The following is a 20,759-nucleotide window of genomic DNA, read 5'->3' on the forward strand; positions in this document are numbered from 1 at the left end:
ATGTGAGCAGTTCACCGAACTGCACGAAACACTATCGCCACACTCAGGCCTGCTTGCGGCCGATGAAGATGCCGTAGTTCCAGACACCACCGTAGGCGGCGAAACGCTCATCGAGCAGCGGTGCAAACTTCCCGCTCAGATACGGCCAGAGGTGGCCTTCCATGCGCACATGGTTCACGCCCATCCAGTTCCGAAACCAGGAGAAGTATGAATCGGAGAAATCCACCACGGCGATGCAGCCGCCTTCGGCAAGATCCTCCCACGCGGCATCAATCGCCTTTTCCCAGCCGGGATTGAACATGGACAAGGCGTACGAAAACAGCACGAGATCATAAGGCTTCCCGTCTTCATGAATGGGGGCTGAATAGGAGCGACGCAGCAGTGTGATTTTGTCATCACGCACTTTCTTCGCGGCAATGGCCAGCATCTGTTCGGAGAGATCCACGCCCGTGATGTGGGCCTGTGGAAAGCGCCGGCGCAGGCCTGGCAGATTGCGTCCGGTACCGCAGCCGACTTCGAGAATGCGCTGTGGTTTGCTCACGCAAGAAGCGCGCATCAGCACGCTCTCGCGCCCAAACAGAAAGCTCCAGCGCGTGGCGTCATAGATGCGCGAATGGAACTGGTAGTAGCGTTCCAGCGCGGCACCTGTGCGATGGGCGGATGAGGATGTGTCTGCGGTGATGCTCATCACAGCACCTCCGCAAAGTGCAGGCTGCCATAGGTGCCCACGCGATCCAGCTGATGCAGGGCTTCGGTGCGTTCCGGGAAGAAGCGCACGCGTGAGCGGATCGAGTCAGGTACAAAGTCGAGGTTCACACCTGCCGAGCGCATCAGGATCTTGGCTCCGGGGGCGCTGTTGGCGAGGATCAGCTCCCATTCATCCCGCAGAGCTTCGGTGTCATGGGCTGCGAGCCAGTCCTGATGGTCCAGCAGCACGAAGTGCGTGTACTGGCCGGGATACTCGCGCAGGAAACCCGAGAGCGTGGTGGTGTAGCTCTTCAGGCGGTCCACGCGTGACTTCAGCTCTGGCTGGTTTTCCTGCTTCAGATAATTCGGGCAGCAGCCCAGGGTGTAGGAGCCGGTCATGTACACGCGCCAGAAGTAGTTGTCGCTGATCGGCAGCTCCGTGAACACATGGCGCAGCTTGTCCTTTACATAATCGGTGAGCCCGCCGGGATAGGAATCCTGGATCAGTTTGATCTGCGGACGCGGTACGCCCAGTAGCGTCATCAGTGTGGGCTGGCGCAGCAGCCAGTTGCTGAACGGCCCCCAGATCTCGCGTTCGAAGAGTTCATACGCGCTGCGCTGTTCCTCCAAGGAGCGGGCATCCAGCAGGCAGGTGGCGAAGTTCTTCACGTTCGGGCGCAGCTTGAAGAGCGCATTGCCCATCACATACGCGGCGATGCCGGAGGTGCCGTGGTAGTAGAACGACTTCTTGAGACTCGTGGGATTGAAGAAACTGATGCGTTTGTCCCAGAACCTCTGTGCGGGTTCGGAGAGCGTTTTGCGCACACGGTCATAAACAAAAGCGTACTCAGCATGGGAGCCGAAGCCGAACATCTCAAACAGCTCTTCAAAGTTGCCCTGGCGGATGAGCGCCTGCTTGAGCTCCAGCAGTGCATTCTGCCGGTAGTTCATGTCCACCGCATGGATCTCCGCAGGATTGTCGAGCAGGTAGTCGAGCGCGTTGCAGCCGGCGCTGGTGATCATGACCACGCGGCTGTTCGCATCGAGCTTCATCAGCTGCCGGTCGAGTCGCGGATCCTCCCATGCCGTGTTGTAGATGAGGTTGGAATTGTGAACATGGCGGAAAACCAGGTCATGAGCCGATTTCAACATTTGAACCGGACGGCGGGGTGGGGACTCTTTGAGCATGATCGCGATGGAGTAGTCATTTGTTCACGCGAAATGTGACAATGAGCCAGCAGGCGAGTGTGTTTGTTTCGTCACACAATCAGAGCGCAACGAATTCGTTCCATCCATGCGGTGGGCATTTTACCAATCGCGTTTTCATTGTGAGACGATGTACAAAAAACACGGCCTGCTGCCACCGTATGCAGCGTCCTGGGATGAGCTTGCCACAGAAGCTTCGGCCTCGTGGCTGCCTGCGGGTTTTGATCATCAGGCGCGTCCCCTGCTGGCCTGCTGGTGGGCGGATGTGGTGTGCCTCTTTCGCAGCGCCAAAGCCATGCTGGCGGCCAACCGCTGGAAGCTGCTGGGATTCGTGCTGCTGAGTGTTGCGCTGATTGTCTGGCTCATGCCGCAGGATCTCGCCTTGCTGGCGCAGGTGCGGCATGTGGGGGATTCGGTGGAGTGTGAGCGCATCCGCAGCGTGGCGCGGTGGCTGAGCTACTGGGGCGATCTGGCAGGGTTCAACATGTTCGTCTTCGGCACGCTCACCTGCTTTGCGTTTGTGAGGCGTTCGCCCTTTTTTCGGCGGCTGACTCTAGCTGCAGTCATGGGCACCGTGCTCACTGGCGGCCTGGTCAATGTGATTCGTGTTACCACCGGACGCGCCCGGCCAGGCAGCAACGTGGCGCCCGGATTTTATGGGCCCACCTTGAGCGCCCGCAAACAATCGTTTCCCAGCGCCCACACGGCGACTTCGTTTGGCGCCTGCGTGCCACTGGCCGTCGCGTTTCCACCCGCAGGTGTTCCGCTGCTGGCGGTGTCCGGCGGCGTTGCATGGTCACGCATGCAGAACAATTGCCACCATCCCAGCGATGTGCTGACCTCTGTGCTGCTGGCATTTGCTTTCGGTGTACCGCTTGGCCTCACCGTGCGCCGCATGCGGCGTGCAGCACCTAGCGTTTGATCAAGAGCTGCACCTCCGCCCAGCTGAAGCGTGCCACGTTGAAGCCTTCAATCATCTGGCTCTGCACGCCGACTGATTCAATCTGCAAGCTCGCTGTGTGGTCCTTCGCGGCGGTTCCTTTCGGTGCCGTTCCCAGCATCCCTTTGAACCAGCGGTCCAGCGTCCACTCGCGTTTGAGCACTACCACAGCGACAGGGCCGGATTGCTGAAGCAGCCGCTTCGCCTCGTTCACATCATCCGTGAACTCCCACAGATGGTTCGTGTAAAACACCAGGCTGGGCTCCGTGTAGCCGCAGCCATGCAGGGTCATGCCAGATGGCAGCGTGCCGAGTTCGGCGGCGACACGCACCGGCACGGAAGTCGCGCGCAACTGCTGACCGAGCAGCGCGAGGCTCAGGCTGGTCAGCGCCACTGTCAGGCAGACGAGCCCGGTGTTGCGGCGCGTCATGCCTTGTTTCCACACTGCGCAGGCTATGGCACCACCCACAACTAGAACACAGGTCAATACCCACAGTGCGCTGCCCATCAGATCCCGGATGCTGCCTTGCTGGATTTGCATCGCAAACATCCAGCCGCCTGCGATGAGAGCTGCCATCCCCAACGTCAGCCATTTCGCCGCAACGGGGACTGCACGACTGTGGTTTTGCCATGCCAGCGCCAGCAGCACGATGAACGCCGGATAACCCGGCATCACGTAATGCGGCAGTTGTGTTGCATAGAAAAAGAAGATGATCTGCGGTGCGAGAAACCACGCGGCTAGAAACGACGTCTGCGCTGTCCAGTTTATCCGCAGGCTGCGCCACACTGGCAGTGCAAAACTCATCCAGGGAAAGAGGCTCAGCCAGGTGGTGAGGAGGTAGAAGCCGGGTACAAACTTGCGGCCATTGAAAACATCCGTGCCGCGTTTCACTACATGCTCGCCCATGCCGGTCTTCCAGAAAGCACCGTTGGTTTCGAGCAAAGCCGGTATGCCCCAGGCCGCCACCATTGCCATGGCGATGCACAGGCCGGGCACTGCCTGCAGCCTGCTCCACGGCAGCGGTTTTTTCCAAAACACCCAGCGCCACAGCACGAGAGCCAGCGCGGGTACCAACCAAGCGATGGGCCCCTTGGCCAGAAACCCAGCGCCAAGAGACAGCCACAGGCACCAAAACCAGCCGTGCCACCGCCGCAGTTGCGGCTCTGTCAGCAGCTCCAGCAGGGCCCGGCACGCGAGCGCCACCAGAAGGATCATCGGCATGTCAGCCACGCATAAGCGGCCATGCACCAGCGACTGGAGGCTGGTGAGCCAGGCCACGCCTGCCACCAAGCCCGCGCTGGCATTCTGCGTGAGTTTTCGCGCCATGCCCGCCACAACGAGAGCGGTCAAATAAACGGCTGCGATGCTGTGCAGCCGCGCCGCCAGCTCGTTCACACCGAGCAGGGAGTAGTGCAGCCGCATCCACCAGTAGGTCAGCGGCGGTTTGTCGAAACGGTACGCGCCGTTGAAATAGGGGATCGTCCAGGTATCCCGATCCATCATTTCCACCGTGGCGTGGGCAAAGCGCGGTTCGTCGCGGTCCATGAGTGGGATCGTGGACGTCCCCGGCAGATACAGCAGGAGGGCGAGCACCAGCAGCACCCACCAGCCATGCTGGCGGCAGCGCTGGTCATTCCAAAATGGCGTGGCGGACGAACCCATCACGCCATTTGGCATGAGCGCAGGCTTCTTCCGTCAGCAAGTTCCGACGATTTTGTCACACGGCGACCGCCGGTTAATACAGCAGGAAGCCGATTTCGCTGTCTGTGAGCTGGGATGTGTCATCCACCGCCAGCAGAGCCTGAGTGTCAAAGGTCGCCTCCCACGGAGTCTCCGCCGCTGCAGCGAGCAGAGGCAGATCAGGCACGGCCGTTGCGGGCGCTTCCTGTTTGGCAAGCTGAGTCTCCGCCGCAGGCTGAGTCTGGAAAATCACGAGTGCCAAAGCGAGGGTGGCCACGGTGACCGTGGCGAAGGCCCATTTGGCGGCAGGGGCCGCAAACGAGACATCTTCCCACCAAGTGCGCAAAGCAGCGAGCCAGCCGCGATCCTGCGGGGTCTGGCGGGCGGCACGCACCACGTTCTGGGCAAAATTGGTACGCACCTCGACCGCGCGGGCCTGGGCCAGCAGCTTGGCGATGGGGTCTTGGGGCGAGAGAGGTTCCATGACGGACGGGGGATATGATCAGTCTTTCAAACAGCCCTCACAAACCAAAGTTGCACCCAGACTGGATTTTTTTGCCAGCATGAGCCAAAAGGCTCCGAATCTGCGGGCATTTTCAAATTTCCGCCCATTTCCGCCCGCATAATCCATGAAAGTTTTACTCCGCTGCCTCTGCCTGCTGGTCGTGCTGACGACTTTGCTGCGAGGGCAGGAAGAGCCGTCATTTTATGACCGCATGTGGGCCTATCCAAAGCTCTATACCAATCCCAAAGGGTCCTTCCTGCGCGAGTTCTCCCTGATCGGTCGCTACGAGCTGCAGAACTACCAGGTGGACAGCCATGAGGGCAACGCCTCTGGCTGGGAAAACCGCCGCATCCGCTACGGCATCCGCACCCAGTTTGCGGGCAATATTCAGTTCAGCGCCCAGATCAATGCGGATGCCGATCAGGGGCTGCTTTACGAACGACTCTGGAGCCTGATCCTCACCTGGAAGCCGAGTGATCTCTTTTCGGTTTCGCTTGGGAAGATACGCCCGCGCTGGTCACAAGAGTGGGCCAAGAGCTCCTATGAGCTGCTGACCTTCGAGCGAAGCCTTTTGGTGGACACTGCCCGGCCCTTTTACCTGCCAGGTGTCGCCATCGACGGCAAAAAAGGACGGTGGGACTGGAATGTCGGTATCTATGGCGGGGACTGGGACCGCGAGCTGGGCAGCTTCAATGTGGGGGCGCTCTACGTGGCCAGCCTGCGCTACGACCTCACCCAACAGACCGGCCTTGATCGCGCGAATGTCCGCCTCGACTACATGCAGGATGATGGACGACGCGGCAAAACCGGCAAAGGCCCGTGGGACACCAACATCGCCCTCAGTGCCGATCTCAAAGACGGCCCGCTGGGACTGATGACCGAGGTCCTGATGCTGACGGGCAACGTGGACACCACCTGGGGCCTCACCTTCATGCCCAGTTACGATCTGACCTCCAAAGTCCAGCTCGTGCTGCATCTCCATGCCGCGCGTTCCGACGCTGCTGTCATCCGAGACTCGCGACGCTATGAGCGCGAGGTTGGCACCTTGCCGCAACGTGGCATGGGCAGACACTATGAGTTTGCCTACTTGGGCCTCAACTACCGCATCTATGGTGACCGGTTGAAACTCATGACCGGAATCGAGTACGCGCACATGGGCGGCGTGAGAGGCACCGAGGTCTTCAGTGGCTGGACAGGTCTGAGCGGTATCCGCTTCAATTTCTGATCAGCCTGGCGGCCATTCCAGGCTGCGACCTGCCAGCATATGCACGTGCATATGGGGTACGGATTCGCCTGCATCCTTGCCGTGATTGATCACCAGACGGAAGCCCTTGCTGCGGTCATTGATGCCCAGCTTGTCGGCGATTTTCCCCGCTGCGAGCAGCAGTGCGCCCAGCGTGGCTTGATCTTCGGCCACAGCTTCACCGACGCGCGGAATCAGTTTCTTCGGCACGATCAGCACATGGATCGGAGCCTGCGGATTGACGTCGTTGAAGGCGGCCACCAGATCATCCTCATAGATGAGCGGGGCGGGGATTTCGCGGTCGATGATCTTTTGAAAAATGGTCTTCTCACTCATGGCGGATTAACGGAAAAGTTCCGGCTGCTTGCCATCGCGCGGACGGCGTTCGCCGAGGCTCTTGATCTCGTCGATGAACTCGCCCACGTCCTCAAACTGGCGGTACACCGAGGCATAGCGCACGTAGGCCACGTGGTCGATCGACTCCAGGCGGCGCATGACTTTCGCGCCGATCACGGTGCTGGGGATTTCGCGGTAGCCTTCTTCTTCGAGCTCGTTGGCGATGTCATCCACCAGCTGCTCCAGCTGCTCCATCTTCACCGGGCGCTTTTCGCAGGACTTGCGCACGCCGCCCAGCAGCTTGTCGCGGTTGAAGTTCTCCCGGGCGCCGTTGCGCTTGACCACGCGCAGTTCTTCGCGCTCCACAATCTCATAGGTCGTGAAGCGGAAATCGCACTTCATGCACTCCCGGCGGCGGCGGATGGCATGCCCTTCCCGCGCCTCGCGGGAGTCGATGACTTTATCCTGGGAGCTTCCACATTTGGGGCAACGCATTCAGTCGGGGGGTAGGGGTGGGGAATGTGCTTTCTCGGGGGCAGTATGGCAAGCAGCTTCGTAGATCGGGCTTTGCGGGCGGATTTTCGCGTTTATCGTGGGTTTATGTCCCGCATCATCCTCGGCGTCACCGGTTCCATCGCAGCTTACAAGGCGGCGGACCTCGCCAGCAAGCTCACCAAGGCCGGCCATGGGGTGACCTGCGTGCTGACGAAATCGGCGCTGGAATTTGTTACGCCCCTCACGCTGGGAACGCTGTCTAAAAATCCCGTCATCACCGACCTGTTTGCTGAAAAGGAAGGCTGGCAGCCCGGCCACATCCAGCTTGCCGACGAGGCGGATCTGCTGCTCATCGCCCCCGCCACCGCGAATATTCTGGCTTCCATGGCCAATGGCTTCGCTCACGATGCCCTCACCGCCATCGCCCTGGCCACCCGCGCCCCGATTTTGATCGCCCCGGCCATGAATGGCAAGATGTGGCAGCACCCCGCCACGCAGAAGAACGTGGAAACCCTGCGCGGTTTCGGTGCGCAGTTCGTCGAACCCGCCTCCGGCATGCTCGCCTGCGGGTATGAGGGGGTAGGACGGCTGGCGGAGGTGGAAACGATCCTCCAAGCAGTGGCGGGCGTCCTGGCCACCCGCTAAAACGCCCCTTGGCAGCCCGCCTCCTGTCCACTATCTTTCGCCCATGCACGAGCACGACGACACTGGCGACAAGCTGGAACACGCGTATTTCTGCTACCTCGCGGACAAGTTTGAGCGGGAGCCTGAGCTGTTGCGCAGGGCTCAGGCGACTATTCAGCGCTGGCTATCCATTGATCATCATGGGGCTAAACAACTTCTTTCCTGGCAGCAGCTCATTGAAAATGCTCTTGAAACCCATTCCGGCATGTCGAGGCTTGGTGAAGTGCTGCGTGCGGATGATGAAGAAACTCGCTTTTTGAAAGGTTTTGCTCCCTTCCCCGGCCTGCTCAGTCGCACAGAGAAAAAACAATTTTTATGCGCTTCTCGTCATTGAAGCATTTGGCTGCTTCTGTCTCAGTTATCGCGCCTGAGGCCCGCATCATTGTTTTTGGTTCTTCTTCCGCCCTCTGCACACACCCCAATCTGCCGGAGGTGACCGACAGCTATGAGCAGACTTTGGATGCTGATTTCATTCTGGATCCATGGGACGAGTCATTGGGAAACTTGCTCAGTGACACGCTCGGCAAGGATAGTGGCTTCTTCGAGCACTACAAATACTACGCTGACATCGTTCGCCCCGCCGCTTTCGGCAATTTCCCACCAGACTTCCGCGATCGGCTGGTGCCTCTGGAAGGCTGCCCGCGAGTGTTTGCACTCGACCCGCACGACATGGCCGTGGCCAAGCTCTTTGCCGGACGGCCCAAGGACATTCGGCTGCTGTCATTCCTTTTGGCCACAGCAAGGCTGGATGAAGCGAAGGTGCGCAAACTGCTCTGGGACACGCCGATGGAGGAAAAGTGGATTGTGAAAACGCACGCGGTCTGGGATCAAGTCGTGGCGGAGGCGGTGAAGCAACGACGGAACTGAAGAAAAGGCTTTTTTGCAGACGCATGCGGCAATGCTCGCAAGGGGAGGGTGAAATTCTTGCATGGCTTCACCGGTTTTCATTGACGCTATTTCGCTTCTTTTCCAAAGTCGGTGTTCGTGGGAAATTCGAGTGATCAACGGGGGATGCATCTGCTGGCTGAGGAACAACTCAGTGCGGGCGCGGATGCTTTTCTGGAGACGATTCGAAGCATGAAGGAGCCGAAGGCGCTCGCAGGGCTGGCGGAGAAATGGAAGAATGATCCGCGGCCCTGGGCAAGAACGATGATGCAGCGGTACCTGGAACTGCCCTTCGACAAGCCGGGGCATCAGGTGGTGGTGAAACGGCTGTTCAAGGCTGCGGAGCTGCGAGGGGATGATGCGGTGATGGCTCGCTGCCTGGTGGCGTTTGACCGGCTGGTGCGGCGGGTGCGCGCCAAAGAATTTCAGTGGGACCGGGTCACGCGAGTGATGATCCAGTCGGAGATTCTCAAGACACCGCGCGATGTGTTTTCGAAAGTGATGTCGAAGCACCTCACGCCGAAGAAGCTGGAGAAGTTTCGTCTTTTTAAATACCGCACGCGCTACTACCTGCAGCGGCGGGTGTGGCGGTACTTCCGCAAGCTGGGGTTCAATGAGGGGCCGCGTTATCTTGCGGCGGTCGGGCCGGCGCTGGCAGCTTTTCAGGACGCAGATCTGGCGGCGGGGGAGCACCTGATGGACAGCTGGAGCCTGATGCATGTGCTGCATGGCGAGAGCCAGGCAGTGGAGTTCAGCAATTTGCGGGCGGTGCTGAAGGAAGGACGTACGCTGGCGGACCTGCGGCCGGAGCCGGCGTTTTCGAAGCACTGGCGCACGCCGGAGGGAGTGGTGGCGGCGCTGGAGCTGATTGTTGCTGCGCAGTCGCGGCTGGTGCGGGTGTGGGCGCTGGCCTGGCATCAGGAACTGGCGAAGACGATCTTGGTTGCTCCTGCGGCGGACGTTTTGACCCGCATGCTGGCGCATGGCGATGAGGAGGTGCAGAGCTACGGCGCGCAGCTGCTGGCCGAGTGTGCGGAAGCGGCCAACTGGCCGCTGGAGACATGGCTGAAGCTGCTGAAATGCGAGAACCCGCGCGTGGCCCAGCTGCTGTGCGATGCGATGCTGAAGCATGTGCGTGATGAACGGGTGACGCTGGCGCAGCGTGTGGAGATCGCACTGGCGAAGGCCACGCCGATCGCACGGCTGGGGTTGCGACTGCTGGAGAAGACCCCGCCGCGTGATGTCACCGAGCGCGATGTGATTGCAGGTCTGTGGCGGGCGCAATGTCTTAGCATTGGGGGCGAAATCGCGCGCTGGGCGCTGGCGCAGCTTGGCGCGGCGGAGGTTTATCAGATGCCGGTGGTGTGCCGTTTTTTTGACAGTGCGAATGCGTGCATTCGTGAAGGAGCGTGGGCCTGGATGACGCAGGAAAGTTCACCGGGATGGCCGGATGCGGCGCTGTGGAGCCGGCTGGCGGAGACGCCGTATGCGGACCTGCGCGGACGCATGGTCGATGCGCTGACGATGCGCGCCGGGAAACCGCCTGTGAGCGCCGAAAATCTGGCCCCGGTGTGGACCAGCGTGCTGCTGGATGTGCACCGCGGTGGCAGGCAGAAGCTGAAGGCGCTGCGGCAGATTGCGGACACACTTGCGACCACGCCCCATGAAAAACTGCTGCCAGTGCTGGCGGCCACGGTGCGCTCCATCCGGGGCCCAGAAGCACGTGCGGCGCTGGCGGCGGTGATGTCGCTGCTGGCCAGACGGCCGGAACTGGAAAGCGCGATCGCGGCGGCACTGCCCGAGCTGGTGCTGCATCCAGTGGCAGGAAACCCACTCAAGGCCGCCGCATGAACATCACTTTTGCTTATCGCGGTCGCAGTCATGTCGCTGAAACAGGCGGCGGGCAGATCGTGTCGCTGGCGCCGAATTTGACGCGGGACGTGGTGGCCTTTGACGCGGCATTGAAGAATCCGCTGACTTTTCGTGAGGCCATCTCCGCGCTGCATGATGTGGTGATCAATGATCTGCGCTTCAAACCACGCGACAAAGCCGCCTACGAGGAGTGGAAAAAAGGCGAGCTGCAGCGCGAGCGGGCCATTCGAACGGAGGCCGTGCGTGATGCGCGGCTGGAAGTTGAGTCAAAGCTCAAGCAGCCGATGCCGCGTGATTTTGAGCGTCAGTTTGACCAAGCGAGGAAGCGCTACTGGAATGCGCGGCTGAAGTACTCGGACCACCTGCGCCGCCATGATCAGGAGCTGTGGCGTCTGCTCATGCCGTGCGATCCGGTGATCACCGTGGCGCCAGACGTGGTGTTTTTTGAATGCTTCAGCGCGGATGAGTCGAGCTACGGCTGTCTGAGCGTGGAGCGCGATGAGTGCTTCAGTGCTGCGGGAGGCGTGCAGTGTGGCACGACGAATGTGGACTACTCCTGGGATCTGTTTCACCACTTCCAGACGCTGCGCACGTACCAGCCGGCGCGCTTCCATGTGGATCCCTCCGGCTTTGAAGTCAAAGTGCAGGGCGGGGAGGACTATCGGGAAGAAAAGATCGATCTGCCTGCAGGATGGCTGCGCGGCTTCATGCAGCTGCAGGGGGCGATGACACTGCCGATGCGGCGCGTGACGCTGTCGCGACAGGGGCTGTACTCACTGCTCGCCTGGCTTCGTCGGCACAAGGCACCGCGCAGCCCTCGGGCGCTGCGGTTTGAGATCGTGGAAGGGCGTGCGCCGGAGCTGGTGCTGGAGCCATGGGAGCAGCGCATCATCGACCGTGCTGCGCCGCCGTGCGTGCAGTCGATGGAGCCGATCCGCGTGTGGGGCGTGCGCCGTCTGCTGACGCTGGCGCGTCTGCTGCCGCTGATCGACCGCGTGGAGGTGTGCCTGCTCGGCACCGGTTTGCCGAGCCTGTGGATTGCGCACATGGGGCCGATGAAGCTCACGCTGGGGCTCTCCGGCTGGACCACGAATGACTGGACGCGTGGCAGCGCGCTGGATCTGCTGCTGCCACCGCAGGAGCCGGGGAAAGAATTGATCGACAAAATGGCTGCCACCTTGAGGCAGCAGCAGTCGGCGACTCTGGCCGCACTCGTCAGCGCCGGCGGTGCGACGGAGGCACTGACGACGGCGGCGCTGAAGCATCTGGCGCATTCGGGGCAGGTCATCTTTGATCTGCCGCATCAGGTGTATCGCTGGCGGCAGATCATGCCGCAGGTGCTGGGAGAGGAACAGCTCGGCCCGGAAAACGCGGAGGCGCTGGGCGCGCAAAAGATCCCGGACCGCGAGATCCGAGTGCTGAGCAGCACCGACGCGCCCAACGACACCAAGCTGCACACCGGCAAGGTGCAAACCCGCGAGGTGGAGCTGCTGCTGGACCGCGATGGCATGATGCGCCGCGCGAAGTGCGACTGCTCGCACCATTTCAAAGGAGGATTGAGGAAAGGGCCATGCCGCCACCTCATCGCCTTTCGCCGCAAACTTTTGAACCCGGTTGACCCAGGAACGCCCTCTCTGTATGAGAGGCTCTGGTCCGGGTTTCGCACGAACCCTTAACCACGGAGGCCGCCACCACCGAAATACGATCTTTCCACATTTCCCGAGAGGGGACGCATGCTCACTGAGACCATCCTTGCGGTGTTCCGCCGCGAATGAAGCTGCCCGTCCATGCATCCCCAAGCCCGTTGTTCGGATGGCCACTGTCGCCACCCGACGCTTGGCCAAGGCAACCCGAACGTTCGCACGCGTCGGGTGGCGACAGTGGCCTGAGTGAACGGACTTGGTCCTGAGCAAGTAGTCAGTGACGCATGCGCCCCTCCCGGAAATATTTCGAAACATCGCCTTCGGTACGCACACATTCATGGGACTCTTAAGCCTCATCAGACGACTCCTCGGCCGCGATCAGCCCAGCCAGCCGCCACCTCTTTCCCGGCCTGACTCAAGTCCACGAAACAACGTGGTGCCGCAGGCGCGTGCGACGCCTCCGTCACCCATCCGACGGACGCTGGCGCAGCTCGATTCGGATGTCTTCGCGGGCATTTCCGGTGCCGAGACCAAGCAGCAGGCGAAGGCCATGGGCCGTCCGCTGTGGAGCAATCTGTTTGCCTTTGGCCGTCAGAGCGTCATTCCACCGGTCACGGATGCGCGCACGCTCATGATTGATCGTGCGATGGTGGGCGAGGGGCTTATCACCCCGGAGGAGCTGATGGAGATCCACGAGATCGGCCAGAAGATGGATGAACTGCGGCCGGGGAATGACTGGGCGCAGAATCAGGGCACAGCGGCGGTGATGGCGGACAAGGCGGCCAAGGCGGAGCTCAAGCGGCAAAAGAAAGCTGAGGCTGCGAAGCGCCAAGAGGAGCGTGCGGCGGGCATCGCGCACCGCAAAGCCACGGACATCATTTTCCTGGGGCGTGGTGTCTCAGGCGGTCTGGCGGACCGGAGATCGCATGTGGAAAAGTTGCAGGAGGCGAAGCTGCCTGTGCTCTCGACGCCAGCGGAACTCGCCGCAGCCTTGGAGCTTCCCGTGAAACGCCTGCGCTGGCTGGCCTTTCATGCCGAGGTGGCGGTGGTCACGCATTACATCCGCTTTCAAATTCCGAAGAAGAGCGGTGGTGTGCGGGAGATCTCGACGCCGCACACCGATCTCGCCCGCGCCCAGCGCTGGATTTTGCAAAACATCCTCGAACGCGTGCCGGTGAGCGGCGTGGCACACGGCTTTGTACGAGAGCGAGGGACGCTGACGAATGCGCGCTCCCACACCGGGAAGGACGTGGTCTTGAATGCGGATTTGAAGGACTTTTTTCCCAGCATCACCTTTCCGCGAGTGCGCGGCATTTTTCAGCAGCTGGGTTACTCCCCTGCGGTGGCCACGATGCTGGCGCTGCTGTGCACGGAATGCCCGCGACGTACCGTGGTTTACGATGGACAGACTTTTCACGTGGCCACGGGCCTGCGCGCACTGCCGCAAGGCGCCTGCACCAGCCCGGCCCTGAGCAATCTGTGCGCACGGAAACTGGACCTGCGCTTTGCCGCCCTGGCTGCAAAGCATGGCTGGACTTACACGCGCTATGCCGATGACCTGACCTTCTCCTCCCGTGGCGAGGCGGCGAAGGCCACCGCGCTGATCCTGAGCCGGCTGCACAACATCGTGAAGGACGAGCACTTTGAGATCAACGAAGCCAAGACCCGCATCCAGCGCCGCAATGCGCAGCAGAGTGTCACGGGCGTGGTGGTGAACGACCGCTGCAATGTGGACCGCAAAACACGCCGCCGCTTGCGGGCGATCCTGCATCAGGCAAAGCAGACCGGCATTCCCGCACAGAACCGCATCGGCCATGACAACTTTGCAGGCTGGGTCAGCGGCATGCTCGGCTACGTGAAGATGATCAATCCGCAGCAGGGAGAAAAGCTCTTCAAGGCTTGGGATCTGCTGGGCGGCCAGAAGTGACTCGCTGCAGCCACTCCCTGGCCTTTTCACGCGCCGGGCTGGGGCGCAGGGTCCAGGCGTCGTTGTGATTGCGGAAGCCGGTGCTCAGGAAGGTCAGATCGGCCTTGGGCAGCAGCGGGCGCAGATAGGCTTCGGTTTCTTGGGCATTCGATCCTTCGCCGCAGATGAACTGGGGGCGGTTGCCGAGACGTTTCAGGCGGGCCAGGGCCGACTCGCGATCTGAATGGGGGTAGGGCCAGGTTTTGACGCCGTCGTAGTGGCTGTAGGAAAGAAATCCGCACCACAGGCTGGCGGTTTCGTCGTCGTAGAGGCCGAGGTAGTTGCAGGCGATGGCACCGCGAGAGAAGCCACACAGGACGACCTTCGATTCATCGCCGCCGTAGTCTTGGCAGACGGCCTTCACGGTTTCGCGCAGGTATTTCAGCGTCGGCTGCGGATCATAGGCCGGTGGATTGCCCCACCAGGTGATCGCGATTTCATCGCCTTTCTCATTCAGATAGGGCGAGCAGAGCCAGATGAAGCCACGACCGGCCGAGAGGCCGTAGCCGAGATTGCTGCCTTCGGGCAGGCCGGTGCTGACATCCCCGAACTTGTTGGTGTAGCGGCCATTGCCGGCGAGTTCGACGATCACGGGCATCTTTGCGCCGGGTTTCCAATCGGTCGGCAGGTAGAGCACATGCAGGCCCACTTTGACGCGTTTGCCAGCGGCAGGCGGGCCTGCGCTCAATGCGGGCACGTCGAGATCTGGTGGGATGCTGCGGATGTCCGGCAGTTCCTGCGCGAACAAGCTGGCAGAAAGAAGCCAAAAGAAGACGGCGGTTTTCATGGGGGCTTGAGTTAAACGAGGCGCGGCTCAGCGCAGCGGCACGCTCCAGAGATGACTGCCGGAGGTGATGAAAAGCGTCTTGCCATCCTTGCCACCGAAAGCGCAGTTGCAGCACTCATCAGGAGCGACGGGGATGAAGTCGAGCAGGCGGCCTGAAGGAGACAGGATGTAGCAGCCCGCCTTGAAGCGCGTGGTTTCGAATTCGGTGGGTTTGTTGGTGCCTGCGGCCACGTAAATGCGGCCTGCGCTGTCCATCTTCATGCCATCGGGGCCGCGACCGTCTTTCCAGTCGAAGATGACTTTGCGTGAGCCGGGTTTGACGTCGCCGTTTTGGTCGAGGGTGTAGCGCAGTATCTTCCGCGAACCGCCGTGGGTGTTGTTATTGTTGTCGGCAATGTAGAGATGGTGGTCCTTCGGAGAGATGAGGATGCCGTTGGGGCGTTCGGCTCCATCGCAATGGATGCGGTCGACGTTGGGGATCTCATAAGCGAAAGCGCAAAGACCATCCGGTAATTTGGCCTGACGGTTGATGCGATAGACGCCTTCGACGAATTCGATGTTGGATCCTGCATTCGATGCCGGACCGTATTTGCCGACGCGTGTTTCCCAGATCTCCATCCCAGTGCGCGGTCCATATCGGGGGTCCGTAAAATAGATCCGACCCTGCGAGTCCATGCAGAGGTCATTCGGTGTGTTGAAGCGCTTTCCTTCAAACCGATCCGCCAGCACGGTTATGCTGCCGTCTTTCTCTGTGCGGGTGACACGGCGCAGGCCGGACTCGCAGGCGATGAGGCGGCCTTCCTTGTCGAAGAGCAGGCCGTTGGAGGCGTTGTGGCGGAAGACGGTGGTTTTGCCATCCGGGCCCAGGCGGTTGATGTGCTTGCCGTCGGTGAAGTAGAGGGAGCCGTCTTTCCATGCGGGGCCTTCCGTCGCGCCGATGGCCCCATGATCTTTGGGTTTGGCACCGGGGACGACCGGTGAGCGCTGGGACGAGCAGGAGGCCAGGATGAGTACCAGGGCGAGGGTGGAAAGTGTTCGGAAAGACATGCGGTCCATCAATACGGCATCCATTGGAAAAATTCAGCGACACATCCATCACGCAGCGTTTTCTTGAAGACCCCATGCTTTTGAAATTTCTGCTCCCGATCTCTTTGCTGCTCACCGCCTCGCTGCGTGCCCAGACCGGCGTGCCGCTGCCGGCGCGGGAGCTGCGCGGATCGTGGCTGGCGACGGTGCACAACATCAACTGGCCCAGCGAGCCGGGGCTGCCGGTGGCGAAGCAGAAGGAGCAGCTCAAAACCCTCATCGAGTCGGCGGCGGACGTGGGATTAAACGCCCTCATCTTCCAGGTGCGTCCGGCGGGTGATGCCATGTATCCCTCGCAGATTGAACCGTGGTCGCCTTTCCTGACGGGGCAGATGGGCGTGGCACCTTCGCCTTTGTGGGACCCGCTGGAGTTTGCGGTGAAGGAAGCGCACAAGCACGGGATGGAACTGCATGCGTGGTTCAATCCCTTTCGCGCGCTGGCCGGAGAAAAGCGGGTCCCCAGCGCGGGTCACATCGTTCGGAAGCATCCCGAGTGGACGATGAAATACGGCCCTGACACCTGGATGGACCCCGGCATCCCCGAGGTGCGCGCGCAGGCCATCGCGGTGATCATGGACGTCACGCGCCGGTACGATTTGGATGGCATCCACATCGACGATTACTTTTATCCGTATCCGCTCATGGATGCGGCCAAAAAGAAGATCGAGTTTCCCGACAGCGGAACGTTTGGGCGGTATAAAGCTGCCGGAGGGCCCTTGGAACTCACGGCATGGCGGCGGCAGAATGTGGATGAGACCGTGCGCCTCATCTACGAGGGCATCAAGGCGGAGAAGCGCTACGTGAAGTTTGGCATCAGCCCCTTCGGTTTGTGGCGGCCGAATTATCCTGAAGGCACCGGAGGCGGGTTGGATCCCTTTGAAGACCTCGGCGCGGACTCGCGCAAATGGCTGCAGCAGGGCTGGGTGGATTACCTCACGCCGCAGCTCTACTGGACGATCGACCGGCCCAAGCTCGGCTTCATCACTTACTACGACTGGTGGCTGGAGCAGAACACGCAGGGCCGCCACATCTGGCCCGGCATGAACTCGTCCAAGGTCGGCGATGACCGCAATGCGGGTGAGATTTTGCACCAGATGAGTGTGCTGCGTGAGCGCGGCCTGAAAATGACCCCGGGCCACTTTCATTGGAACTTTGGCTCCCTGCACAAGGACCTCGGCAAGCTCGGCACTTACACGAAGGAGCGTGCCTACACCTCGCATGCCATCCCGCCTGCATCGCCATGGCTCAGTCAGTCGCAGCTACCAGCACCCGTTGTTGGCAAAATCACGCCCGGCGGCAAACTCACCGTCGCCTGGCAGCACAGCGACATACGCTGGATGAGCGCGACGCGCTGGTGGGTGATGCAGGCGCAGATCAATGGCAAATGGATCACGTGGGAAACCTATTTCAAAGACCAGCTCAGCGCCCCATGGCCGGACAATGCCACCGCCGTGGCCATTCGCGCTGGCGGCCTAGGCTGGGAGGTGGGCGAGGCGGGAGTCGTGCTGAAATGACGGGGCAAAACCAGCGCCTGTGTTGCACTGCCTGGAGGCCTATGTCTCGGCGCACACGGAAGTCAGCTTCACGCATTCCCTCTCCCGTCCTGCGCCCATCTACTTTCCTGAAGGCTGAAAAGGTGTGGCGTCCCCTACGAACAAGGAGACTACAAAGCTGCTCGTTTTCTGGAGCCACATGCGGGTTGTCATCCCGGACACAGGCCGCATGTTATGTTCATGAGACCGAGGACATTCGAAATCCGTGGACTGCCCGCCATGCTGCTTCTGGGAGTGGTTGCCATCGTGGGAGCCGGGCTCATTGCTTTGGTCCTCATGGTCGGTGCTGCGGTGGCCGTGGCCGGGCTGGCGATTTCCGCCGTTGCGGCCTTGTATTACACCATCCGACGCAAGCTTTCGTCCGGGACCAAACGTGACATCTGGCTGGAGCCCGAGAAGCCTGTGACGACGTCTTCGTCACTCGTGGTGCGGGACATCGAGGTGGAGGTGCTGCCAGACAAGGAACGGTGAAGCCGGCCGGCTCAAGCCGTGAAGCTCACGCGCAATACTCACGGAACAGGCCGCCCATCATGCAGCCGAGCTGATTGCCAGGCGCGAAGTTGCCACGGGTGTAGAGCACGATGGCATAGGGCGTGTTGCGATAATAAAAGAACAGCGATTCGTGATCCCATTCGCCGTAGTTGCCCGTCTTGCCGCCGATGTAGGTGATGCTCGCGGGCATCACCCAGCGGCCGAGGCCGTACTGATCGCGGCGCATCGCCTCCAGCAGCAGCTCGCAGCCATACTCGAGGCGGTAGTTCACGCAGCGCTCGTAAAACTCCGCGTAAAAGCGCGGTGACTGCCAGTTGTTGAGGATCTCCACATTGGGCAGATGGTATTTCTGCTCAAAGTACTGTTCATCGGCCTTCGTGAGGCGGGCCATCAGGTAGTACCAGGAGGCGTTGATGCTCTGATCACAGGCATACACGATGTTCTGAAATTCCTCGCGTGTGAGATTCCCACGGCGTTTTTCCAGCAGCAGCGCCGCCACCGCAGGTTTGGGCATGGACCCGCCCAGGAAAAGCTTGTCAGCCTGAAATTCGGCAAGATACCGGCCCGTGGCCAGATTCTTCACCGCATAGCCAATGCGCGGATCGTGCTTGTGCGTGCGATACACGTACTCCATGCCCGCTGTGAAAGGCCTGCCATGCGCACTGTGAGAGCGAAAGCGCAGCCGGGCGCCCGAGGCGAGAAAGCGGTTGTGATACTCCCACTGCGCACGCGTTTTGCGTGCCGAGGCACCCAGCACCGAGGTGGCGGGAGCCGCACAGCCGACGAGCGCCGCAGGCAATGCCAGCAGGCCACGCTGCAACCAGGTGCGGCGTGTCTCTGGAAGCGCTGAAGGAACATCCTCGGACATTGCGGGAAACTGCCTTCTTCGAAGCAGACCGCCACAGGGAAAGTGTCAGAAGATGGTCAAGAAAAAGGGGACGCCTTGCGGCGTCCCCTTCGTGGTTGATTGGATGTTGAGTCTCAGATCGCGGATTACTGGCCGCCTGGACGCCACTCTTCGGTGGCGAACTTGAAGGCCTGCTCCAGACCGACGAGGTCGGTGCTTGGGCGGAGGGCTTCGAAGGCCTGGCTTTCCTTCTGGATGTCGGCTTCGCTGTAGTTCATGGCCTTGATGGAAAGGCCGATGCGGCGCTCCACCTTGTCCACTTTGATGACGCGTGCTTCCACTTCGTCGCCCACATTGAGCTTGTCCTTGACCTTCTCGATGCGGTCTTCGCTGATCTGCGAGATGTGCACGAGGCCGTCGATGTCGTCTTCCAGTTCGACGAAGGCGCCGAAGGAGGCGATCTTCGCCACGCGGCCCTTCACGACGTCGCCCACCTTGAAGCGGGTGTCGATGATGGACCATGGATCGGTGTCGAGCTGCTTCATGCCCAGGCTGATGCGCTGGTTGGCCTTGTCGATGCCGAGAACCACGGCGTCCACTTCCTGGCCCTTCTTGAGGAGCTCGGAAGGATGGTTGATCTTGCGGGTCCAGCTGAGGTCGGACACGTGGATCATGCCGTCGATGCCTTCTTCCAGCTCCACAAACGCACCGTAGGCGGTGAGGTTGCGGACGGCACGCTTCATCACAGTGCCAATTGGGTAACGAGCGTCAATGTCGTCCCAAGGATTGGTGTCGAGCTGACGCACGCCGAGGCTGATCTTGCGCTCTTCCTTGTTGATGCCAAGGACGGAAGCTTCGATTTCCTGACCGACGGTGAGAACGTCCGAAGGACGCGCGATGCGCTTCGTCCAGGAGAGTTCGGAGACGTGGACAAGGCCTTCGACGCCTTCTTCCACTTCCACAAACGCGCCGTAGGCGACGAGCTTCGTGACCTTGCCGCGCACGCGCTGGCCGACGGGGTAACGGGCTTCGATGTTTTCCCAAGGATTGTTCTGAAGCTGCTTGAGGCCGAGGGAGACACGCTCCTTCTCGCGATTGACTTCGAGAATCTGGACTTCGATCTTCTGACCGATGCCAAGCATTTCGGAAGGATGGTTGAGGCGGCCCCAGGACATGTCCGTGATGTGGAGCAGTCCGTCCATGCCGTTGAGGTCCACGAACGCACCGAAGTCGGTGATGTTCTTGACGATCCCGATGACTTTGTCGCCAGGGGTGACGCCGTCGAGGAACTTCTGGCGCTGTTCGGCGCGCTCTGCCTCGATGACTTCGCGGCGGGAAAGGACGATGTTTTTGCGTTCGTCGTTGATCTTGACGATCTTGAACTCGAACACCTTGCCGACGTACTCGTTGAGATCCTTCGGCGGGATGATGTCGATCTGGCTGCCGGGAAGGAAGGCTTCGACGCCGACGTTGACCATGAGGCCGCCTTTGACGACGCTCTTGATCTTGCCTTTGACGAGACCGCCGTCCTTGAAGACGTTGTAGATCTTTTCCCAGTTCTGACGGTGGGCGGCTTTCTCCTTGGAGAGAACGACCATGCCTTCGTCGTTTTCGAGGCGTTCGAGGAGGACTTCCACCTCATCGCCCACCTGGATGTCTTCATCTTCGAACTCGTTGGAGGGGATGGCTCCTTCGGACTTGTAGCCGATATCGACGAGGATGACCTGCGGTTTGATTTCGAGGATCTTGCCTTTGACGATGGATCCTTCGGAAAGCTCGCGGAAAGAACCTGCGATCAGGTCTGCGAGAGTAGCTGTTGCGCTCATTATCTGTTTTTACGGGTTGCGAGTG

20 protein-coding genes are annotated in these 20,759 nt (G+C 60.8%); 10 read left to right on the forward strand and 10 right to left on the reverse strand.

Annotated features, from left to right (window positions below; translation table 11 throughout):
- Positions 1-43: 43 nt before the first annotated feature.
- Both AC24GY_RS05720 and AC24GY_RS05725 read right to left on the reverse strand, forming a co-directional pair.
- Positions 44-688, reverse strand: a complete 645-nt coding sequence (locus tag AC24GY_RS05720) for a class I SAM-dependent methyltransferase (protein WP_422322845.1) — start codon at positions 686-688, stop codon at positions 44-46.
- The gene (locus tag AC24GY_RS05725) at positions 688-1,839 is read right to left on the reverse strand and encodes a BtaA family protein (protein ID WP_487681057.1); all 1,152 of its coding nucleotides are present in this window, start codon (positions 1,837-1,839) and stop codon (positions 688-690) included. Before AC24GY_RS05725 ends, AC24GY_RS05720 begins: the two co-directional genes overlap by 1 nt.
- Positions 1,840-2,023: 184 nt before the next feature.
- On the opposite strand from AC24GY_RS05725, the gene AC24GY_RS05730 reads away from it, so the two are divergent.
- Positions 2,024-2,815 (forward strand): phosphatase PAP2 family protein, encoded by a 792-nt coding sequence (locus AC24GY_RS05730; RefSeq protein WP_487681059.1) that lies wholly within the window; start codon positions 2,024-2,026, stop codon positions 2,813-2,815.
- On the opposite strand, the gene AC24GY_RS05735 is transcribed toward AC24GY_RS05730, so the two are convergent.
- Complete coding sequence (locus AC24GY_RS05735; RefSeq protein WP_487681061.1) at positions 2,805-4,511, reverse strand: ArnT family glycosyltransferase; 1,707 nt, start codon at positions 4,509-4,511, stop codon at positions 2,805-2,807. The genes AC24GY_RS05730 and AC24GY_RS05735 overlap by 11 nt on opposite strands.
- Positions 4,512-4,569: 58 nt before the next feature.
- Positions 4,570-4,998, reverse strand: a complete 429-nt coding sequence (locus AC24GY_RS05740) for a hypothetical protein (protein WP_422322853.1) — start codon at positions 4,996-4,998, stop codon at positions 4,570-4,572.
- A gap of 145 nt (positions 4,999-5,143) precedes the next feature.
- Here AC24GY_RS05740 and AC24GY_RS05745 point away from each other — a divergent pair, with 145 nt between their 5' ends.
- Entirely contained in the window at positions 5,144-6,244 is a 1,101-nt protein-coding gene (locus AC24GY_RS05745; RefSeq protein WP_487681063.1) for a porin, read from the forward strand.
- Here the strand turns inward: AC24GY_RS05745 and AC24GY_RS05750 are convergent, their stop codons facing one another.
- Positions 6,245-6,598, reverse strand: a complete 354-nt coding sequence (locus tag AC24GY_RS05750) for an HIT domain-containing protein (protein WP_487681065.1) — start codon at positions 6,596-6,598, stop codon at positions 6,245-6,247.
- A 6-nt stretch (positions 6,599-6,604) separates the two neighbouring features.
- Positions 6,605-7,093, reverse strand: a complete 489-nt coding sequence (nrdR, locus tag AC24GY_RS05755) for a transcriptional regulator NrdR (protein ID WP_395732304.1) — start codon at positions 7,091-7,093, stop codon at positions 6,605-6,607.
- A gap of 105 nt (positions 7,094-7,198) precedes the next feature.
- Between nrdR and AC24GY_RS05760 the strand changes: the two genes are divergently transcribed.
- The 6 genes from AC24GY_RS05760 to AC24GY_RS05785 all read left to right on the forward strand — a co-directional run bounded on the left by AC24GY_RS05760 (position 7,199) and on the right by AC24GY_RS05785 (position 14,104).
- Entirely contained in the window at positions 7,199-7,738 is a 540-nt protein-coding gene (locus AC24GY_RS05760; protein ID WP_422322859.1) for a flavoprotein, read from the forward strand.
- Positions 7,739-7,781: 43 nt separating this feature from the next.
- Entirely contained in the window at positions 7,782-8,111 is a 330-nt protein-coding gene (locus AC24GY_RS05765) for a hypothetical protein (RefSeq protein ID WP_487681068.1), read from the forward strand.
- Positions 8,093-8,644, forward strand: a complete 552-nt coding sequence (locus AC24GY_RS05770; protein WP_487681070.1) for a DUF6036 family nucleotidyltransferase — start codon at positions 8,093-8,095, stop codon at positions 8,642-8,644. The genes AC24GY_RS05765 and AC24GY_RS05770 overlap by 19 nt, the downstream gene beginning before the upstream one ends.
- Positions 8,645-8,788: 144 nt before the next feature.
- Entirely contained in the window at positions 8,789-10,513 is a 1,725-nt protein-coding gene (locus AC24GY_RS05775) for a hypothetical protein (protein ID WP_487681072.1), read from the forward strand.
- Positions 10,510-12,210, forward strand: a complete 1,701-nt coding sequence (locus tag AC24GY_RS05780; RefSeq protein WP_487681074.1) for a metal-binding protein — start codon at positions 10,510-10,512, stop codon at positions 12,208-12,210. Before AC24GY_RS05775 ends, AC24GY_RS05780 begins: the two co-directional genes overlap by 4 nt.
- Positions 12,211-12,514: 304 nt before the next feature.
- A complete protein-coding gene (locus AC24GY_RS05785) occupies positions 12,515-14,104 on the forward strand; it encodes a reverse transcriptase family protein (protein ID WP_487681076.1) in 1,590 nt (529 codons plus the stop codon).
- On the opposite strand, the gene AC24GY_RS05790 is transcribed toward AC24GY_RS05785, so the two are convergent.
- Together AC24GY_RS05790 and AC24GY_RS05795 are read right to left on the reverse strand one after the other, a co-directional pair.
- A complete protein-coding gene (locus tag AC24GY_RS05790; RefSeq protein ID WP_487681078.1) occupies positions 14,070-14,930 on the reverse strand; it encodes a hypothetical protein in 861 nt (286 codons plus the stop codon). The two genes, AC24GY_RS05785 and AC24GY_RS05790, sit on opposite strands and share 35 nt — an antisense overlap.
- Before the next feature lie 27 nt (positions 14,931-14,957).
- Positions 14,958-15,977 carry an SMP-30/gluconolactonase/LRE family protein gene (locus tag AC24GY_RS05795; protein ID WP_487681080.1) on the reverse strand — a complete coding sequence of 340 codons (1,020 nt, stop codon included), beginning with the start codon at positions 15,975-15,977 and terminating at the stop codon, positions 14,958-14,960.
- 74 nt (positions 15,978-16,051) lie between these two features.
- On the opposite strand from AC24GY_RS05795, the gene AC24GY_RS05800 reads away from it, so the two are divergent.
- Together AC24GY_RS05800 and AC24GY_RS05805 are read left to right on the forward strand one after the other, a co-directional pair.
- Positions 16,052-17,530, forward strand: coding sequence for a glycoside hydrolase family 10-like protein (locus tag AC24GY_RS05800; protein ID WP_487681082.1), 1,479 nt, complete (start codon positions 16,052-16,054; stop codon positions 17,528-17,530).
- Positions 17,531-17,749: 219 nt separating this feature from the next.
- Positions 17,750-18,040, forward strand: coding sequence for a hypothetical protein (locus AC24GY_RS05805; protein ID WP_487681084.1), 291 nt, complete (start codon positions 17,750-17,752; stop codon positions 18,038-18,040).
- Positions 18,041-18,065: 25 nt separating this feature from the next.
- Here the strand turns inward: AC24GY_RS05805 and AC24GY_RS05810 are convergent, their stop codons facing one another.
- Both AC24GY_RS05810 and rpsA read right to left on the reverse strand, forming a co-directional pair.
- Complete coding sequence (locus AC24GY_RS05810) at positions 18,066-18,929, reverse strand: serine hydrolase (protein WP_487681086.1); 864 nt, start codon at positions 18,927-18,929, stop codon at positions 18,066-18,068.
- 125 nt (positions 18,930-19,054) lie between these two features.
- Positions 19,055-20,734 carry a 30S ribosomal protein S1 gene (gene rpsA / locus AC24GY_RS05815; protein ID WP_422321847.1) on the reverse strand — a complete coding sequence of 560 codons (1,680 nt, stop codon included), beginning with the start codon at positions 20,732-20,734 and terminating at the stop codon, positions 19,055-19,057.
- Positions 20,735-20,759 lie beyond the last annotated feature (25 nt).

The organism is Prosthecobacter sp. Pr1 (genome assembly GCF_057652315.1).

Excerpts from the sequence above, each read along its gene's own strand:
- AC24GY_RS05765 (WP_487681068.1), top strand. The coding sequence starts at position 7,782 with ATGCACGAGCACGACGACACTGGCGACAAGCTGGAACACGCGTATTTC.
- AC24GY_RS05745 (WP_487681063.1), top strand. The coding sequence starts at position 5,144 with ATGAAAGTTTTACTCCGCTGCCTCTGCCTGCTGGTCGTGCTGACGACT.
- AC24GY_RS05730 (WP_487681059.1), top strand. The coding sequence starts at position 2,024 with ATGTACAAAAAACACGGCCTGCTGCCACCGTATGCAGCGTCCTGGGAT.
- nrdR (WP_395732304.1), bottom strand. The coding sequence starts at position 7,093 with ATGCGTTGCCCCAAATGTGGAAGCTCCCAGGATAAAGTCATCGACTCC.
- AC24GY_RS05800 (WP_487681082.1), top strand. The coding sequence starts at position 16,052 with ATGCTTTTGAAATTTCTGCTCCCGATCTCTTTGCTGCTCACCGCCTCG.
- AC24GY_RS05750 (WP_487681065.1), bottom strand. The coding sequence starts at position 6,598 with ATGAGTGAGAAGACCATTTTTCAAAAGATCATCGACCGCGAAATCCCC.
- AC24GY_RS05720 (WP_422322845.1), bottom strand. The coding sequence starts at position 688 with ATGAGCATCACCGCAGACACATCCTCATCCGCCCATCGCACAGGTGCC.
- AC24GY_RS05810 (WP_487681086.1), bottom strand. The coding sequence starts at position 18,929 with ATGTCCGAGGATGTTCCTTCAGCGCTTCCAGAGACACGCCGCACCTGG.
- AC24GY_RS05725 (WP_487681057.1), bottom strand. The coding sequence starts at position 1,839 with ATGTTGAAATCGGCTCATGACCTGGTTTTCCGCCATGTTCACAATTCC.
- AC24GY_RS05795 (WP_487681080.1), bottom strand. The coding sequence starts at position 15,977 with ATGTCTTTCCGAACACTTTCCACCCTCGCCCTGGTACTCATCCTGGCC.
- AC24GY_RS05740 (WP_422322853.1), bottom strand. The coding sequence starts at position 4,998 with ATGGAACCTCTCTCGCCCCAAGACCCCATCGCCAAGCTGCTGGCCCAG.
- rpsA (WP_422321847.1), bottom strand. The coding sequence starts at position 20,734 with ATGAGCGCAACAGCTACTCTCGCAGACCTGATCGCAGGTTCTTTCCGC.
- AC24GY_RS05785 (WP_487681076.1), top strand. The coding sequence starts at position 12,515 with ATGGGACTCTTAAGCCTCATCAGACGACTCCTCGGCCGCGATCAGCCC.
- AC24GY_RS05760 (WP_422322859.1), top strand. The coding sequence starts at position 7,199 with ATGTCCCGCATCATCCTCGGCGTCACCGGTTCCATCGCAGCTTACAAG.
- AC24GY_RS05780 (WP_487681074.1), top strand. The coding sequence starts at position 10,510 with ATGAACATCACTTTTGCTTATCGCGGTCGCAGTCATGTCGCTGAAACA.
- AC24GY_RS05735 (WP_487681061.1), bottom strand. The coding sequence starts at position 4,511 with ATGCCAAATGGCGTGATGGGTTCGTCCGCCACGCCATTTTGGAATGAC.
- AC24GY_RS05775 (WP_487681072.1), top strand. The coding sequence starts at position 8,789 with ATGCATCTGCTGGCTGAGGAACAACTCAGTGCGGGCGCGGATGCTTTT.
- AC24GY_RS05805 (WP_487681084.1), top strand. The coding sequence starts at position 17,750 with ATGAGACCGAGGACATTCGAAATCCGTGGACTGCCCGCCATGCTGCTT.
- AC24GY_RS05790 (WP_487681078.1), bottom strand. The coding sequence starts at position 14,930 with ATGAAAACCGCCGTCTTCTTTTGGCTTCTTTCTGCCAGCTTGTTCGCG.
- AC24GY_RS05770 (WP_487681070.1), top strand. The coding sequence starts at position 8,093 with ATGCGCTTCTCGTCATTGAAGCATTTGGCTGCTTCTGTCTCAGTTATC.